The sequence below is a fragment of the Nocardioides okcheonensis genome, from assembly GCF_020991065.1.
Classification (GTDB): Bacteria; Actinomycetota; Actinomycetes; order Propionibacteriales; family Nocardioidaceae; genus Nocardioides; species Nocardioides okcheonensis.
In genome coordinates, this window is sequence record NZ_CP087710.1 from 4,211,176 (window position 1) to 4,227,888 (window position 16,713).

The 16,713-nt window shown below is 72.9% G+C and carries 17 protein-coding genes; 11 read left to right on the forward strand and 6 right to left on the reverse strand.

What is annotated here, in order from left to right; genetic code table 11:
* Positions 1-153: 153 nt before the first annotated feature.
* Together LN652_RS20530 and hemW are read left to right on the forward strand one after the other, a co-directional pair.
* The gene (locus LN652_RS20530) at positions 154-1,974 is read left to right on the forward strand and encodes an AMP-dependent synthetase/ligase (protein ID WP_230442433.1); all 1,821 of its coding nucleotides are present in this window, start codon (positions 154-156) and stop codon (positions 1,972-1,974) included.
* A 47-nt stretch (positions 1,975-2,021) separates the two neighbouring features.
* Positions 2,022-3,239: a radical SAM family heme chaperone HemW gene (gene hemW / locus LN652_RS20535; RefSeq protein ID WP_230442434.1), complete on the forward strand. Its 1,218-nt coding sequence runs from the start codon at positions 2,022-2,024 to the stop codon at positions 3,237-3,239.
* 361 nt (positions 3,240-3,600) lie between these two features.
* Here hemW and LN652_RS20540 read toward each other — a convergent pair whose 3' ends face one another.
* Complete coding sequence (locus LN652_RS20540) at positions 3,601-4,446, reverse strand: DUF3097 domain-containing protein (protein ID WP_230442435.1); 846 nt, start codon at positions 4,444-4,446, stop codon at positions 3,601-3,603.
* Positions 4,447-4,540: 94 nt separating this feature from the next.
* Between LN652_RS20540 and LN652_RS20545 the strand changes: the two genes are divergently transcribed.
* Complete coding sequence (locus tag LN652_RS20545; protein ID WP_230442436.1) at positions 4,541-4,756, forward strand: hypothetical protein; 216 nt, start codon at positions 4,541-4,543, stop codon at positions 4,754-4,756.
* A 341-nt stretch (positions 4,757-5,097) separates the two neighbouring features.
* Here LN652_RS20545 and LN652_RS20550 read toward each other — a convergent pair whose 3' ends face one another.
* Complete coding sequence (locus tag LN652_RS20550; protein WP_230442437.1) at positions 5,098-5,463, reverse strand: hypothetical protein; 366 nt, start codon at positions 5,461-5,463, stop codon at positions 5,098-5,100.
* Positions 5,464-5,517: 54 nt separating this feature from the next.
* On the reverse strand, positions 5,518-6,381 hold the full coding sequence (locus LN652_RS20555; RefSeq protein WP_230442438.1) for an MBL fold metallo-hydrolase: 864 nt from the start codon (positions 6,379-6,381) through the stop codon (positions 5,518-5,520).
* A gap of 70 nt (positions 6,382-6,451) precedes the next feature.
* On the opposite strand from LN652_RS20555, the gene hrcA reads away from it, so the two are divergent.
* Genes hrcA through LN652_RS20570 form a run of 3 tightly spaced genes read left to right on the forward strand, consistent with a single transcriptional unit; the run spans position 6,452 to position 9,390 of the window.
* Entirely contained in the window at positions 6,452-7,474 is a 1,023-nt protein-coding gene (gene hrcA / locus LN652_RS20560) for a heat-inducible transcriptional repressor HrcA (protein ID WP_230442439.1), read from the forward strand.
* A complete protein-coding gene (dnaJ, locus tag LN652_RS20565) occupies positions 7,471-8,646 on the forward strand; it encodes a molecular chaperone DnaJ (protein ID WP_230442440.1) in 1,176 nt (391 codons plus the stop codon). The genes hrcA and dnaJ overlap by 4 nt, the downstream gene beginning before the upstream one ends.
* A gap of 3 nt (positions 8,647-8,649) precedes the next feature.
* Entirely contained in the window at positions 8,650-9,390 is a 741-nt protein-coding gene (locus LN652_RS20570; protein ID WP_230442441.1) for a 16S rRNA (uracil(1498)-N(3))-methyltransferase, read from the forward strand.
* 86 nt (positions 9,391-9,476) lie between these two features.
* Here the strand turns inward: LN652_RS20570 and LN652_RS20575 are convergent, their stop codons facing one another.
* The 3 genes from LN652_RS20575 to LN652_RS20585 form a co-directional block, all read right to left on the reverse strand.
* Positions 9,477-10,508 (reverse strand): GerMN domain-containing protein, encoded by a 1,032-nt coding sequence (locus LN652_RS20575; RefSeq protein WP_230442442.1) that lies wholly within the window; start codon positions 10,506-10,508, stop codon positions 9,477-9,479.
* Positions 10,505-11,035, reverse strand: coding sequence for a SigE family RNA polymerase sigma factor (locus LN652_RS20580; RefSeq protein ID WP_230442443.1), 531 nt, complete (start codon positions 11,033-11,035; stop codon positions 10,505-10,507). The genes LN652_RS20575 and LN652_RS20580 overlap by 4 nt, the downstream gene beginning before the upstream one ends.
* Positions 11,036-11,111: 76 nt before the next feature.
* The gene (locus tag LN652_RS20585) at positions 11,112-12,068 is read right to left on the reverse strand and encodes a Gmad2 immunoglobulin-like domain-containing protein (RefSeq protein WP_230442444.1); all 957 of its coding nucleotides are present in this window, start codon (positions 12,066-12,068) and stop codon (positions 11,112-11,114) included.
* Positions 12,069-12,140: 72 nt separating this feature from the next.
* On the opposite strand from LN652_RS20585, the gene LN652_RS20590 reads away from it, so the two are divergent.
* From LN652_RS20590 to LN652_RS20610, 5 genes are all read left to right on the forward strand, one after another.
* A complete protein-coding gene (locus LN652_RS20590) occupies positions 12,141-12,494 on the forward strand; it encodes an HIT domain-containing protein (RefSeq protein WP_230442445.1) in 354 nt (117 codons plus the stop codon).
* The gene (locus tag LN652_RS20595) at positions 12,491-13,726 is read left to right on the forward strand and encodes a hypothetical protein (protein WP_230442446.1); all 1,236 of its coding nucleotides are present in this window, start codon (positions 12,491-12,493) and stop codon (positions 13,724-13,726) included. The genes LN652_RS20590 and LN652_RS20595 overlap by 4 nt, the downstream gene beginning before the upstream one ends.
* 105 nt (positions 13,727-13,831) lie before the next feature.
* The gene (locus tag LN652_RS20600) at positions 13,832-14,878 is read left to right on the forward strand and encodes a PhoH family protein (RefSeq protein WP_230442447.1); all 1,047 of its coding nucleotides are present in this window, start codon (positions 13,832-13,834) and stop codon (positions 14,876-14,878) included.
* Positions 14,875-15,333 carry an rRNA maturation RNase YbeY gene (gene ybeY / locus LN652_RS20605; RefSeq protein ID WP_230442448.1) on the forward strand — a complete coding sequence of 153 codons (459 nt, stop codon included), beginning with the start codon at positions 14,875-14,877 and terminating at the stop codon, positions 15,331-15,333. Before LN652_RS20600 ends, ybeY begins: the two co-directional genes overlap by 4 nt.
* Positions 15,330-16,646 (forward strand): hemolysin family protein, encoded by a 1,317-nt coding sequence (locus tag LN652_RS20610; RefSeq protein ID WP_230442449.1) that lies wholly within the window; start codon positions 15,330-15,332, stop codon positions 16,644-16,646. Before ybeY ends, LN652_RS20610 begins: the two co-directional genes overlap by 4 nt.
* Positions 16,647-16,713 lie beyond the last annotated feature (67 nt).

Genomic DNA, 16,713 nt, shown 5'->3' on the forward strand with positions numbered 1-16,713 from the left:
CCGACGGGCGGGATCGGTCCCGTCTGTCGGACGAAATGGGCGAGTTTGCTACCGCCCGGTAAACCGAGTGATCTAGGTTACAGCCCAAGTCAGCAGCCACACCCGCAACGAGGCGTCCGCGCGCCTCGCCCCGACGGAATGAGTAGGTCCCAGATGGCGGTCCCGATCGACACCAGCTTCCTCGACACGATGCCGGCCAACGTGGCCGTCCAGTTCTTCGACCGGGTCACCGCGACCCCCGACGCCGAGGCGTTCCGCTTCCCGCGGGGGGAGGCGTGGGAGTCGGTCACCTGGAAGCAGGCCGGTGACCGCGTGGAGGCGCTCGCCGCCGGCCTCATCGCCCTCGGCGTGCAGCCCGAGCAGCGGGTCGGCATCGCGTCCGGCACCCGCTACGAGTGGATCCTCGCCGACCTGGCGATCATGTGCGCCGCAGGCGCCACCACGACGGTCTACCCGAGCACCAACGCCGAGGACACCGTCTACATCCTCGGAGACTCCGAGAGCCACGTCGTCTTCGCCGAGGACGACGAGCAGCTCGCCAAGCTCACCGCGCACCGCGCCGAGCTCCCGCACGTCAGCAAGGTCGTCACCTTCGACGGCAAGGCCGACGGCGACTGGGTGATCACCCTCGACGACCTCGCCGCCCTCGGCGCCCAGAAGCTCGCCGAGCAGCCCGACGTCGTGCGCAGCACGTCCCAGGCGATCCGGCCCGACCAGCTCGCCACCCTCATCTACACCTCGGGCACCACCGGCCGGCCCAAGGGCGTGCGGCTGCGGCACTCGTCGTGGGTCTACGAGGGCGAGGCCATCCGCGCCCAGGGGATCCTCTCCGAGAGCGACCTCGAGTTCCGCTGGCTGCCGATGGCCCACTCGTTCGGCAAGGTGCTGATGTCGACGCAGATGGCCTGCGGCTTCGCCGCCGCGATCGACGGCCGCGTCGACAAGATCGTCGACAACCTCGGCGTCGTGAAGCCGACCTTCATGGGCGCCGCGCCGCGCATCTTCGAGAAGGCCCACGGCCGCATCGTGACCATGCAGGCGGCCGAGGGCGGCGCCAAGGAGAAGATCTTCAAGAAGGCGTTCGAGGTCGGCCTCGAGGTCGAGCGGCGCAAGCGCGAGGGCCGGTCCGTCCCGCTGGCGCTCAAGGCGCAGCACGGCCTGTTCGACAAGCTCGTCTTCACCAAGATCCGCGACCGCTTCGGCGGACGCGTGCGCTTCTTCATCTCCGGCGCCGCGGCGCTCAACCGCGACATCGCGGAGTGGTTCGGCGCGGCCGGCATCACCATCCTCGAGGGCTACGGGCTCACCGAGACCTCGGCCGGGTCGTTCGTCAACCACCCCGACGCCAACAAGTTCGGCACGGTCGGACCGGTCTTCCCGGGCAGCGAGGTCAAGCTCGGCGACAACGACGAGATCATGATCAAGGGCCCGGGCGTCATGGACGGCTACCACAACCTGCCCGAGGAGACGTCGCGCACGCTGACCTCCGACGGCTGGCTGCACACCGGCGACAAGGGCGCCCTCGACGAGGACGGCCACCTGGTCATCACCGGCCGGATCAAGGAGCTGTTCAAGACCTCCGGCGGCAAGTACATCGCCCCGCCGGCGATCGAGTCGAAGTTCAAGGCCGTGTGCCCCTACGCCAGCCAGTTCATGGTCTTCGGCGACGAGCGCAACTACTGCGTCGCGCTCGTCACCCTCGACCCCGACGCGATGGCCGGCTGGGCCGCGGAGAACGGCATGGAGGGCGCGTCCTACACCGACATCGTCCGCTCGGACGCGGTGCAGAAGATGGTGGGTGACTACGTCGACGACCTCAACAGCCACCTCAACCGCTGGGAGACCATCAAGAAGTGGCGCCTCCTCGACCACGACCTCACGGTCGAGTCGGGCGAGCTCACCCCGTCGATGAAGGTCAAGCGCAACGTGGTCGAGGACAACCACAAGGCGCTCATCGAGGAGATGTACGCCTGAGCGACCGGGACTGCTGAGCGGGGGTGCCCGCGTGGTTGGATACCCGCGTGCCCCCCGCTCAACCCGACGGCGACGTCGCCCCCGAGGACGGCCTGCTGCCCGACGAGGCGTGGGCCGAGTTCGGCCGCAAGCCGTTCGGCCTCTACGTCCACGTGCCGTTCTGCAGCGTGCGGTGCGGCTACTGCGACTTCAACACCTACACCGCCCACGAGCTCGGCGACGAGGTGGGCGCCAGCCGCTCGTCGTACGCCGAGGCGGCGATCCGCGAGATCCGCTTCGCCCGGCAGGTGCTCGGCCACCGCGACGTCCCGATCGAGACGATCTTCTTCGGCGGCGGCACTCCCACCCTGCTGAAGCCGGCCGACCTCGGCGCCATCGTGGCCAGCGCGGCAGCGGAGTTCGGCCTGGTCGACGACGTCGAGATCACCACCGAGGCCAACCCCGACAGCGTCGCCGCGTGGGACCTCGAGGAGCTACGCACCGCCGGCTTCAACCGGATCAGCTTCGGCATGCAGTCGGCCGTCGACCACGTGCTGCGCACGCTCGACCGCACCCACGACCCGATGCGGGTGCCCGCGGCAGTGGAGTGGGCCCGCCGGGCCGGGTTCGAGGACGTCAGCCTCGACCTGATCTACGGCACCCCGGGTGAATCGCTGGCCGACTGGGAGACCTCGGTCGACACCGCGCTGGACTGCGAGCCCGACCACGTCTCGGCGTACTCGCTCATCGTCGAGGACGGCACCGCGATGGGTCGCCAGGTCGCCCGCGGCGAGCTGCCGATGCCCGACGAGGACGACCTCGCCGACAAGTACCAGCTCGCCGACGAGCGCTTCGCCGCCGCCGGGATGAGCTGGTACGAGGTGTCGAACTGGGCCACGTCGCCCGACCACTGGTGCCGGCACAACCTGCTCTACTGGACCGGCGGCCACTGGTGGGGCGTCGGGCCCGGGGCGCACTCGCACGTCGGTGGGACCCGGTGGTGGAACGTCAAGCACCCCGCGGCCTACGCCGAGCGGCTCGCCCGCGGCGTCTCGCCCGCGCTGGCCCGGGAGGTGCTGGGCTACCGCGACCAGCGCGTCGAGCGGGTGCTGCTGGAGATCCGGCTCGTCGAGGGCCTTCCGGTCTCGGCGCTCGAGGCCACCGGGCGCGCGCAGGTGGCCCGGCTCGTCGCCGACGGGCTGGTCGAGCTCGCGGCCGAGCGGCTGGTCCTCACCGCGCGCGGCCGGCTGCTGGCCGACGCGGTCGTGCGCGACCTCGTTGACTGAGTCATTTGGCTCGCTCCGCTCGCGGTGTCCCCGGCGCCTGAGCCCGCCGTGCTGATTGGCTCGCTCCGCTCGCATGTCGCGGCGCTCGTAACCCGCTCGTTCGTCGTCGCGCCCGCACCCCTCCTCCGCTTCGCTCCTCCGGGCTTTGCCGCTCCTCCTGCACGTCACGGGCGCGCCGCGACGAGCCCCCGACGCCCCAGCCGCACACCGGGCCGGCTGGCTCCGGGAGCTGCCCGTCCCCTGGCGCGCCCGGGAGTGCAGGAGGAGGGCTGCGAGCGGAGGAGCGCAGCGGGGGAGGTCGCAGACCGACGACGAACGAGCGGGCTCAGGCGCCGGGGACACCGCGAGCGGAGCGAGCCAATTACGCCGTCGTGAAGTCGATGAGCTCCTCGACCCGGCCGAGCAGGGCGGGCTCGAGGTCGGCGTAGGAGGTCACCCGGCCCAGCACGTGCTTCCAGGCGCGGGCGATGTCGGCCTGGTCGCGGTGCGGCCAGCCGAGCTGCTGGCAGGTGCCCTTCTTCCAGTCGATGCCCTTGGGGACGTGCGGCCAGCGGGGGATGCCGAGACGGTCGGGCTTGACGGCCTGCCAGATGTCGATGAACGGATGCCCGACGACGAGCACGTGCTTGCCGATGGGGGAGCGCGCGATGCCCTGGGCGATCCGTGCCTCCTTCGAGCCGGCGACCAGGTGGTCGACCAGGACACCCACCCGGCGCTCCGGTCCGGGCCGGAAGTCGCGCAGGTGGTCGGCGAGGTCGTCGACGCCGCCGAGGTACTCCACGACGACGCCCTCGATGCGCAGGTCGTCGCCCCAGACCTTCTCGACGAGCTCGGCGTCGTGGCGGCCCTCGACGAAGATCCGGCTCTGCCGGGCGACGCGGGCCTTCGCGCCGGCGACCGCGATCGAGCCCGAGGCCGTGCGGGTCGGGGCGGCCGGTGCGCCCGCGCGTACCGGGCGGGTGAGGATGACCGGCTTGCCCTCGAGCAGGAAGCCGGGGCCGAGGGGGAACGTCCGACGCTTGCCGCGCCGGTCCTCCAGCGTCAGCGTGTCGATGTCGCGGTCGACGGCGACGACCTCGCCGCACCAGTCGGTCGTGACCTCCTCGACCACCATGCCGAGCTCGGTCGGCACCTCGACCGCGCGGCCCTTGGCGGGGCGGCGCCAGTCGGTGGAGAGTACGTCGGTTCCGTATCGATCGGCAGGCACTGGTCTACGTTAGGCACTCGGAACTCGGACATGGGGGTGGCACGCCGTGCAGACACGCGCGACAGCAGACGGATCGACCGGCACGACCGGCGGCGTGACGAGGAGCGACAGGGCGGCGGCGTCGCCGGGCAGCCGGACGCGTCTGCAACGCGCGGTCGCGCGGCTCAAGGGTGACTACGAGGAGGACGGCACCAACCGTCCGGTGCGGCTCCCGCTGTGGATCGACCTGAGCGCCGCGCTGCTGATCATCCTCTTCGTCGTGGCCTGCTGGGTCGTCTTCTTCGGCTGGCTGGCCAGGACCCAGGGATAGGCGACGTACGCCCACCGCCCACCGTGGCGGCACACGACGTCCCGCCGCCGACCGTGGCGGCACACGACGTCCCGCCGCCGCCCACCGTGGCGGCACACGACGTCCCGCCGCCGACCGTGGCGGCACACGACGTCCCGCCGCCGACCGTGGCGGCACACGACGTCCCGCCGCCGACCGTGGCGGCACACGACGTCGGGATCGGCGCACGGGATGTCGTCTGCCGCCACCCTGCGGCGGCGGATGTCGTCTGCCGCCACCCTGCGGCGGCGGATGTCGTCTGCCGCCACCCTCGGACGTGAGTCTCCGGGCGACTCACCGAGCAGACGGCGTACGAGCGGGGCTCAGCCGCCGCTGATCCCCGCGCCCTGGGCACCGTCGCCGTCGTTCGCGTCGGCGGCGGATTCGGAGTCCTCGCCGTCGTCCGACGACTCGACCGGCGGGTTGCCCAGGTCTTCCTGGGTGGCGTCCATCTCGAGCTCGTCGCGGCTCTTGGTCTCCTCCGCGTCCGGGTCGAGCGGCTCGGCGAGCGGGTTGTCCTCGCCCGGCTGCAGGTCGTCGGGGAGCTGGTCGTCGGAGATCCCGCCGAGCGTCGCGTCGTCGGGCGACGCGGTGCCGCCGGAGTGGTCGTCGTCGGCCGGGCTCGTGCCGCTCGAGGCCTCGGGCTGCTCGGTCGACAGGGCCGGGTCGGGGGCGTTGTCATCGCTCATCGTCCCGGTCTACCCGGGGCGCCGGACGGTGGGCCAGCCCCCTGCGGGTGGGGCTCAGACGAGCGGCAGCCGCTTCTGGCTGCGGGGCAGGTGCTCGTAGCCCAGCCGGACCGCGCTCTGCAGGCGCTCGGGCTCCCAGGGCCACTCGCCGACCTCGAGCGCCTGGTCGACGGGCACGCCGCGCGAGGCGAGGTCGCGGATGGTCTCGGCGATCACGCCGAGCTCGGCGCGCTGGTCCTGGACGAACGCCTTGTCGACGACCTGGCCGTGGCCGGGGACGACGACGGTGCGGTCGCTCATCAGGCCCAGCACGAGGTCGAGGGTGAGCGGCCACTCCATGGGCCACGAGTCGTCGCCGATGAAGGGCGGGTCGGACTCCTCGATCAGGTCGCCCCCGAGGACCACGTCGGCGTCCGGCACCCGGACGACGAGGTCGCCGGCGGTGTGGCCGCGGCCCGGGTGGATCAGCTCGACCGCGCGGTCGCCGAGGTCGAGCTGGACAGCGGAGGAGAAGGTCCGGTCCGGCAGGCGGACCGTCGTGGCGAGGACCTCCTCGCGCCGCGGGTGGTCGGTGGCCTGCTCGTACATGTCGAACGTGTGGCCGGCGGACACCTCGATGTGGTCGCGCGCCCACTCCGTGGCGTGGATCGGCATCTCGCCGAACTGCTCGACCATCGTGGCGTTGCCGAAGTGGTGGTCCCAGTGCTCGTGGGTGTTGACCAGCGCGGTGAGGGGGCCGGCGCCGAGGCGGCGCACGTCGTCCGCGACGACCCGTGCCTGCGCCGCCGACCCGTGCGTGTCGACCATGACCAGGCCGTCCGAGCCGCCGACGAGGGTGATGTTGACGTGCATCCAGTCGTAGTGCGCCACCCACACGCGGGGTGCGACCTCCTGGAACCGTGGGGTGTCGTCGGTCATGTTCGCGACCCTACGGTGTGCGAGTAGAGTTGGCACTCCCGTCAGACGAGTGCCAGCGAGGAGGGCCGCCGTGGTCGACGACCGCAAGCTCGACGTGCTGCGCGCCATCGTGGAGGACTACGTCGCGACGGAGGAGCCGGTCGGTTCCAAGGCCCTCGTCGAGCGGCACGGGCTCGGCGTGTCGCCCGCGACCGTCCGCAACGACATGGCGGTGCTGGAGGAGGAGGGCTACATCCACCAGCCCCACACCAGCGCCGGGCGCGTGCCCACCGACAAGGGCTACCGCCTCTTCGTCGACCGTCTGGCCACGCTCAAGCCGATGAGCGCCGCGGAGCGCCGGGCGATCTCCACCCTGCTCGACGGCGCGGTCGACCTCGACGACGTGGTGCAGCGCTCGGTGCGGCTGCTGAGCCAGCTGACCCGGCAGGTCGCCATCGTGCAGTACCCGACGCTGTCGCGCTCCACGGTGCGCCACGTCGAGCTGGTCGCGCTCACCCCGACCCGCCTGATGCTGATCCTGATCCTCAGCACCGGACGGGTCGAGCAGCGCCTCGTCGAGCTCGACGCGCCGGTGGCCGACGCCGACCTCGGCGAGCTGCGGGCCGCGATCAACCAGGCCAGCGCCGGCGTGCAGATCGCGGCCGCCGCCGCGGCGGTCACCGACCTGCCGGAGGCGGTGCGCCCGGAGCAGGTCGACGTGACCCGCGCCGTGGTGCAGGTGCTCGCCGAGGCGATGTCCGACCACCGCAGCGACGAGCGCGTCGCGGTGAGCGGCGCCGCCAACCTCGCGCGCTACGGCGACTTCGACACCGCCGTGCGCCCGCTGCTCGAGGCGCTGGAGGAGCACGTCGTGCTGCTCAAGCTGCTGGGGGAGTCGGGCGTCGACGCGCTCACCGTGCGGATCGGCCACGAAGGCCCCTACTCCGAGCTCGCCGCGACCAGCGTCGTGGCCACCGGCTACGGACCGCAGGAGCTCCACCTCGGCTCCCTCGGCGTGGTCGGACCCACCCGGATGGACTACCCCGGATCCATGGCGGCCGTGCGCGCGGTGGCGCGCTACGTCTCGCGGATCCTCGATGAAGGAAACCAGTGACCCAGGACCCCTACGAGATCCTCGGCGTCTCGCGTGACGCCAGCGCCGACGAGATCAAGAAGGCCTACCGCCGGTTGGCCCGACAGCTCCACCCCGACGTCAACCCGGACCCGGCGACGCAGGAGCGGTTCAAGGACGTCTCCCGCGCCTACGAGGTGCTGAGCGACCCCGGGAAGCGCCAGGCGTACGACCGTGGCGGCGACGCGTTCAGCCAGGGCTTCGGCGGCGCCGGCCAGGGCTTCTCGTTCACCGACATCATGGACGCCTTCTTCGGCGGCGGTGCGGCGGCCGGCGGCCAGGCCCGCGGCCCGCGATCGCGCGCCCGGCGCGGCCAGGACGCCCTGATCCGGCTCGACGTCAGCCTCGCCGAGGCGGCGTTCGGCGTCACCCGCGACCTCAAGGTCGACACCGCGCTGACCTGTGAGGCCTGCGAGGGCCAGGGCACCGCTCCCGGCACGTCGCCGACGACCTGCGAGACCTGCCACGGCCAGGGCGAGGTCGCGGTGGTGCAGCGCTCGTTCCTCGGCGAGATCCGCACCCTGCGCCCGTGCGCGGCGTGCCGCGGCTACGGCTCGGTGATCCCCGACCCGTGCCGCGAGTGCTCCGGCGACGGCCGGGTCCGCTCGCGCCGCACGCTGACCGTGAAGATCCCCGCCGGCGTCGACATGGGGACCCGCGTCCAGCTCACCGGCCAGGGCGAGGTCGGCCCGGGCGGCGGTCCGGCCGGCGACCTCTACGTCGAGATCCACGTCGAGCCGCACGCCACCTTCACCCGTCACGGCAACGACCTGCACACCACGATCTCGCTGCCGATGACCGCGGCGGCCCTCGGCACCACGCTCACCCTGCCGCTGCTCGAGGCCGACCTCCCGCAGGTGGGGGAGGCCGAGGACTCCGAGACCGCCACCACCTTCGAGCTCGACGTGAGGCCCGGCACGCAGTCCGGCAGCGAGCAGGTCATCAAGGGCTTCGGCGTGCCGAGCCTGCGCGGTGGTCGCGGCGACCTCGTGGTCAGCGTCCGCGTCGACACCCCGACCCGGCTCGACCCGCGCCAGGAGGAGCTGCTGCGCGAGCTCGCCGCCATCCGCGGCGAGGAGACGCCCGACGGGCGCGTCGAGGCGCCGCACAAGTCGATGTTCGGCCGGCTGCGCGACGCCTTCCAGGGCAGCTGAGCCGTGTCGCTGCCGGTCCACCTCGTCGGGTCGCTGGCCGGGGTCGCGGTCGGCTCCGTCGTCGAGGTCACCGGTGACGAGGCGCACCACGCGGTCGCCGTACGCCGCCTGCGCGAGGGCGAACGGGTCGTCCTGACCGACGGCCTCGGCACTGCCGCCACCGGCGCGGTCGCCTCGACCGCCAAGCGGCTGTTCACCGTCTCCGTCGAGGACGTCGTCACGAGCGAGCAGCCGGAGCCGGCACTCACCGTCGTCCAGGCGCTGCCCAAGGGCGACCGCGGCGAGCTCGCGGTCGAGGTCCTCACCGAGGTCGGCGTCGACAGGGTCGTGCCGTGGGCCGCTGCGCGGTCGGTCGCGGTGTGGAAGGGCGAGCGAGCGGCGAAGTCGCACGCGAAGTGGCAGGCGACGGCCCGCGAGGCCGCCAAGCAGTCGCGCCGCTCGTGGCACCCCACCGTCGTCCCCCTCGCCACCACCGCCGACCTGGCCGCGGTGGTCGCCGAGGCCGACCTCGCCGTCGTCCTCCACGAGGACGCCACCGAGCCGCTCGCGTCGCTCGACGTCCCGGCCACCGGCCGGATCGTCGTCGTCGTCGGTCCCGAGGGCGGCATCGCCCCCGACGAGCTGGCCGCGCTCGAGGACGCCGGCGCCCGGACCGTACGCCTCGGCGCCGAGGTGCTCCGCACGTCCACCGCCGGCGTGGTCGCCGTCGCCGCGCTGCTCGCGCGCACGCCGCGCTGGGGCTGACCCGACACGTCGCGCCGGCGGGCGGTGTGTGAAGGGGATCCGGGGCCCTCACCCACCGCTGCCGGAGGCGGCCGTAGGGTGCGGGCTCAGTCGACGACGGTGATCCGCCGGGTGTCGGAGTCCACCGTGCCGTCGGCGTTCTGCACCGTCGCGATGACGGCGTACTCGCCGGGCTGCAGGTCGTCGCTACCGAGGTCCCCGCCGAAGGCCTCGAACGGGCCGTCCACCGGGCTGAGGGTGAAGGTCACAGGACCCAGCGCCACGGCCGTGCCCTGCCAGCGCTGCACCCGGAGCGTGATCCTCCCGTCGGTGCTGATGGCCCGGCCATCGGTCACGATGAATCGGCCCGCTCGCACGACCTGGCCCTCGGCGGGCTCGGACAGCGACACGGGTGCGAGCACGTCGGCGTCCGGTGCGCCGGTGAGCGCCTCGGCGGTCGCGACGCCGAGGATCCTGCTGGACTCGGCCCCGTCGAGCACCAGCCTGACCGGGAGCTTCCCGAGACCGTAGGCGGCCTGGGCCGTGCGGACGACCTGCTCGACCGCCAGCCCGGCATCCTGCGCGCTCACGCCGTCGGGCCGCTCGTCCGGGACGTCGCGCAGGTCGACGACGATGCCGCTCGCGGTCCTCTCGACGCTGCGGACCGACGCCCCGAGCGGCCACGCCGATCGGTAGTCGGCGTCGAGAGCCCGGCCCTCGACGGCGGCCACGAGGGCCTCCGCCGCAGCGTCGCCACGGTCCGCCCGTGGCTGGAACTCCCTGAACAGCCGCGGCCCGCGGGTCGTGTCACCGACGAAGTAGACGGCCACCACCCCGCTGCCGGGGCCGGGGTCGGTCGGCACGGCGGTCGGCGCAGCTGGCGCGGTCGTCGGCGAGGACGGCGGGGCCGAGGGGACGTCGGCCGGACCCGGACCGTCCGTCTGCGGCGCGCCGCCGGTGGTCAGCGCGAGTGCCGTGACCACGGAGGCCGCGACGAGCCCGGCGCCGCCGCCGACCCACCACCCACGGTGCGTACGACGGGCCGGCGCGGTCGCGGCGCGGATCGCGTCCAGCCGGTCGCCCGGCTCGACGTCGTCGGCGACCTCGTGGAGGAGGTCGCGGATCAGCTCGTCGTTCATGACGGGTCCTCCCACCAGTCGCCGAGCAGCTCGCGCAGGGCTGCGCTGTCGCGGGATGCGTGTGGCTTGACGGCGCCGCGCGAGACGCCGATGGCGTCGGCGATCTGCGCCTCGGACCAGTCGAGGTAGTAGCGCAGCACCAGCACCTCGCGCTGCCGCTCGGTGAGCCGGCCCAGCGCCTCGCGCACCGCGTCACGACGGGCGCCGCCGAGGCTCGGTCCCTCCACCGTCGTCTCGTGGGTGGTCGAGGTCCGGACGTGCCGCTCGACGACGGCGCGGTGCCGCAACGCCGAGCGCGACCGGTTCACCACCGCCTGGCGCAGGTAGGCCAGCGCCTTCTCGGGGTCACGCAGCCGCGACCAGCGGCCGTGCATCGCGACGAACGCGTCCTGGACGACGTCCTCGGCGGCCTGCTGGTCGTGGACGAGCAGCGCCGAGAGCCGGACGAGCTGGCGCCAGTGGGCGGCGTACATCTGCTCGACCGCGACGTCGGCGTCGGCGCCCACGAGGCTGAGGTGGTCCGCCACGGGAGCCCTCTCTCGACGGGATCTGGTCTGGATGGTCACGCAGTGGGACGCCCCGGCGCGCCGAACGGTTGACGTGTCAGCCGACGGTGATCGTCTTCGTGTCGACCGCCGGGCCGGGACCCTCCGTGCCGCCGGACGGGTCGTCGGTCTCGCACTGCAGCGTCACCTCGCCGGTGACGCCGTCGAGCGGCAGCTGCGCCTCGAAGGGGAAGAGCCGGTCCAGCCAGCCCTCGGCCTGGTAGCCGGCCATCGCCAGCTCCTCGTCGCCGCGCAGCAGCCGGCACGGTCCGGCCGCCTCGAACGAGCTGGCGACGCCGGTGACGGTGAGGGTGTCGCCGGTGACCGTGTCGCCCTGGGCGGGCGAGGTGATGTTGACCAGGTTGAGGGTCTCGATCGGGTTCGCGGCCTCGAGCTCGACGTCGGTGGGCAGCCCGAAGATGCGGAAGTCGCTGCCACCCCGCCTGACCAGCACCGGCACGCGTTCCTGCTGGACTCCCTGGAGCGTGTAGACCAGCTGCTGGAGCGCCAGCCGCGCGTCACGCTCGCCCATGCCGTCGGGGCGGTCGGTGAACCCGTCGCCGGGCATCTCGACGACCAGCAGCCCGTCGGTCGCGGCCACCGAGCTGATCTCCACCTGTGGCCACAGCGTGCGGTAGTCCGGGTCGTCGGGCGCGCCGCCGACGACGAGGCGAGCGGCCTCGAGCAGGGGGTCGCCCTCGACGCGGTGGAACTCGCGGAACAGGACGGTCGACCCGTCGGGGCCGTCGCCGGCGAAGTAGACCGGGACGGTCGTGCCGGACGGGGACTCCGTCGGGGACTCCGACGCGGTGGGCGACCCCGTCGGCTCGGACGGCGACGCGGTCGGCGCGGGCTCGGACGACCCGCCGGCCGGGGGCTCGCTCGTCTCGTCGGAGACCGGGGCCGGGTCGCCCCCGCAGGCGGCGAGGGTCAGGCTGCACACGGCCGCGAGCGCCGCCGCGCCCGCCCAGCGGCGTACGTCGGGGCGCGCGGAGACGCGGACGGGGAAGGTCATGGCGCCACGGTAGGCGCGCGGACCGGACGGCAACGGGTCCCACGCCGCGCCGCGACGCCCTAGGCTGGTGCGATGACCGTCACGGATGCCGACTGCATCTTCTGCAGGATCGTCGCGGGGGAGGTGCCCGCCGAGGTGCTCGGGCGCGCCGACCGCGCCCTGGCCATCGCGGACCTCAACCCGCAGGCCCCGTTCCACGCCCTGGTCATCCCGTTCGACCACCACGAGAACGCGGCGGCCTCCGCTGCCGCCGACCCGGCCGTCCTCGGCCACCTCGTCGCACTGGCCGACGAGGTCTCCCGCGCCGCCGGCAACGACGACTACCGCCTCATCGCCAACACGGGCGCGGGAGCCGGTCAGACCGTGTTCCACACCCACCTCCACGTGCTCGCCGGCACGTCGCGGATGTCCGAGGCACTGGTGTGAGCGCGCTCCGGTCGCGCCTGCGCGCCGCGGTCGCCGTGACCGCCGCGGCGGTGCTCCTCGCCGGCTGTGGCGGCAGCGGCGGGAGCGAGGGCGGAGACGGCACGGGCGGCTCCGCCACCCAGCCGGCCGCCACGCCTGCCACCCCCGGCAGCACCGCCGAGGAGGCGGCCGCCGGGGCCGGCCACGCCGGCCACTACTCCGTGCCGCGCAAGGGCAAGCCGCTGCGTCGCGGGGAGACCCGCACGACGATCGCGATGCCCGGCAGCTACACCCCGTCGGCCCCCTACGGCGCCGGCACCGACGACTACCGGTGCTTCCTCCTCGACCCCGAGCTCGACGAGCCGGCGTGGCTCACCGGCACCCACGTGCTGCCCGGCAACCCCGACGTGGTCCACCACGTCATCCTGTTCCGCGTGCGGCCCGACCAGGTCGAGGCCGCCGAGGCCAAGGACGCGGCCGAGGACGGCGAGGGCTGGACCTGCTTCGGCGGCACCGGCCTCGACCCGTTCCAGGACGTCAACGACGCGTCGTGGATCGGTGCCTGGGCGCCCGGCGGGGAGGAGTCGGTCGTCAAGCCCGGCTTCGGCACCCGGCTGGAGAAGGGCACCCGCATCGTCATGCAGGTCCACTACAACCTGCTCGCCGGTCCGGGACCCGACACCTCGGCCGCCCAGCTGCGACTCGCGCCGGGCCGGCGCGACTACCAGGCGCTGCACACGATGCTGCTGCCCGCACCGGTCGAGCTGCCGTGCCGTCGCGCCCACGACGACGGGCCGCTGTGCGACCGCGACGCCTCGCTCGCCGACGTCAAGCAGCGCTTCGGCTCCGAGGGCAACACCGCGGACGCGCTCTACGTCCTCTGCGGCGGCACGCCGAAGCCCGGCAACACCCAGTCCTGCGTGCGCAACCTCGCCGAGCCGATCGTCATCCACGGCGTCGCCGCCCACATGCACCTGCTCGGCCGCTCCATCAGGATCGAGGTCAACCCCGGCACCCCCCGGGCACGCACCATCCTCGACATCCCGGTGTGGGACTTCGACGACCAGGGCAGCCGGCCGATCGAGCCGATCCGCCTCGAGCCGTTCGAGCAGGTCAAGGTGACCTGCCGCCACGTGCAGTGGCTGCGCGACAAGCTCCCGGCGTTCGAGGGACAGCCCGACCGCTACGTCGTGTGGGGCGAGGGCACGACGGACGAGATGTGCCTCGGGATGCTGCAGATCACCCGTCCCTGACGCCTTCGCGGGTGTGCACCACAACCGAGTGGGCCGGACGCCGCCTCCTCGGTAGCATGGAAGGGCTCTGCCACCGACTCGGAAGGCCGCCCGACACGGGCATCCATGACTGACTCCCACCAGCCAGGCGCTCCCCAGGAGAAGCCGGCGCACACCGTCGTCGTCCCCAACAGCATCGACATGGTCTCGGTCCTCGGCCCCGGCGACGCGCACCTGCGGGTCATCGAGCGGGTCTTCAACGCCGACGTCCACGTCCGCGGCAACCGGATCACGCTGACCGGCGAGTCCGCCGAGGTGGCGATGGCCGAGCGGCTGCTCGACGAGATCGTCACCCTCGTGCGCACCGGCCAGGGGGTCAGCGACGAGACCGTCGAGCGGATCGTGCAGATGCTGCGCACCGAGACCCAGGAGCGCCCGGCCGACGTGCTGAGCCTCAACATCCTGTCGAACCGCGGCCGCACGATCCGGCCGAAGACGCTGAACCAGAAGAAGTACGTCGAGGCGATCGACAAGTCGACGATCACCTTCGGCATCGGCCCGGCCGGCACCGGCAAGACGTACCTCGCGATGGCCAAGGCCGTGCAGGCGCTGCAGGCCAAGGAGGTCAACCGGATCATCCTGAGCCGCCCGGCCGTCGAGGCGGGGGAGCGGCTCGGCTTCCTGCCCGGCACGCTCAGCGAGAAGATCGACCCCTACCTGCGGCCGCTCTACGACGCGCTGCACGACATGGTCGACCCCGAGACGATCCCCAAGCTGCTGGCCGCCGGCACCATCGAGGTCGCGCCGCTGGCGTTCCTGCGCGGTCGCTCGCTCAACGACTCCTTCATCATCCTCGACGAGGCGCAGAACACCACGCCCGAGCAGATGAAGATGTTCCTCACCCGGCTCGGCTTCGGCTCGCGCATCGTCGTCACCGGCGACACCAGCCAGGTCGACCTGCCCTCCGGCACCCAGTCCGGGCTGCGCGTCGTCGAGGGGATCCTCGAGGGCGTCGACGACATCGCGTTCTGCCGGCTCACCGGCACCGACGTCGTGCGCCACCGCCTGGTCGGCCGGATCGTGGAGGCCTACGAGGTCTTCGACGCCGAGCGCGAGGCGAAGCGGCCGACGTCCGCCCGTCCCGACCGTGCGAGGGGCGGGAGCAAGCGATGAGCATCGAGGTCCTCAACGAGTCGGGCCACGACGTCGACGTGCGCCGGCTGTCCCAGCTGGCGCGCTTCGTCATGGACCAGATGCGCGTCCACCCGCAGGCCGAGCTGTGCATCAAGGCCGTCGACGAGGACACCATCGCCGGGCTCAACGAGCAGTGGATGGAGAAGGAGGGCCCGACCGACGTGCTGGCCTTCCCGATGGACGAGCTGCGTCCCGGCAAGGTCAACGAGGAGCCCGAGGAGGGCGTCCTCGGCGACCTCGTGCTGTCCCCGTCGGTCGCCGAGCGGCAGGGCGTCGAGGCCGGGCACGGTCGCGAGGCCGAGATCGACCTGCTCACCGTCCACGGCATCCTGCACCTCCTCGGCTACGACCACGCCGAGCCGGAGGAGCACGCGGTGATGTTCGGGCTGCAGGGCGAGCTGCTCGAGAAGTGGCGCGCGAGCCTCACGACGTGACCGCCGACATCTGGCAGCTCGGGTCGGCCGCACTGCTCGTGCTGCTCGCCGGGCTGTTCTCCGCCGCCGACGCGGCTCTCGGGAGCTTCTCGCGCGCCCGCGCCGAGGAGCTGAGGGCTGAGGGGCGTGCCGGCGCCAAGCGCCTGGTGATGATCCTCGACGACCCGCCGCGCTACCTCAACACCGCGCTCCTGCTGCGCCTGCTGTGCGAGATCAGTGCCATCGTGCTGGTCGGCACGTGGGCGCGCGACGCCTACCAGGACGCGCTGCTGCCGAGCGTGCTCACCACCGTCGGCGTGATGCTCGTGGTGTCGTTCGTCGTGATCGGCGTGGCGCCGCGCACGATCGGCCGCCAGCACGACGCGTCGGTCGCACTCGCCTCCGCGGGCCCGCTGTCGGCGGTGACCACCATCCTCGGGCCGATCCCGGCGCTGCTGATCCTGCTCGGCAACGCGATCACCCCGGGCAAGGGCTTCAGCGAGGGGCCGTTCTCCACCGAGACCGAGCTGCGCGAGCTCGTCGACCTCGCCGAGGCGTCCGCGGTCATCGAGTCCGGTGAGCGCCGGATGATTCACTCGGTCTTCGAGCTCGGCGACACCATCACCCGCGAGGTGATGGTGCCCCGGCCCGACGTGGTCTACATCGAGCGGCACAAGAACATCCGCCAGACCCTGTCGCTGTTCCTGCGCAGCGGCTACTCCCGCATCCCGGTGGTCGACGAGAACCTCGACGACATCGTCGGCATGGCCTACCTCAAGGACCTGGTCCGCCGCGACTTCGAGGCCCCCGACGTGGAGTTCACCCAGCGCGTCGACGAGGTGATGCGCCCGGTCCACTACGTGCCGGACTCCAAGCCCGTCGACTCCCTGCTCAGCGAGCTCCAGGCCCGTCGCCAGCACATCGCGGTCGTCGTCGACGAGTACGGCGGCACCGCCGGGCTGATCACCATCGAGGACGTGCTGGAGGAGATCGTCGGCGAGATCACCGACGAGTACGACGTCGAGGAGGTCGAGGTCGAGCACCTCGAGGACGGCGCGATCCGGGTGTCCTCGCGCTACCCCGTCGACGACCTCGACGAGATCGTGGGCTTCGCCGTGGAGGACGACGACGTCGACAGCGTCGGCGGCCTGATGGCCAAGCACCTCGGCAAGGTCCCGATCCCCGGCTCCGTGGTGGAGTGCCACGGCCTGCGGCTCGAGGCCGAGCGCGCCACCGGGCGCCGCAACAAGATCGAGACCGTGCTCGTGTCGGTGCTGCCGGCCGACGGCGACCGCGACGACCCGCCCGCCGACGTCAGCGCCGGCGGCCGCTGACCAGCAGGCGCTCCCACCTCCCCGGCCGGTTCCTGCCGTCGCCCTTCGCGGGGGTGCCGCGACCGGC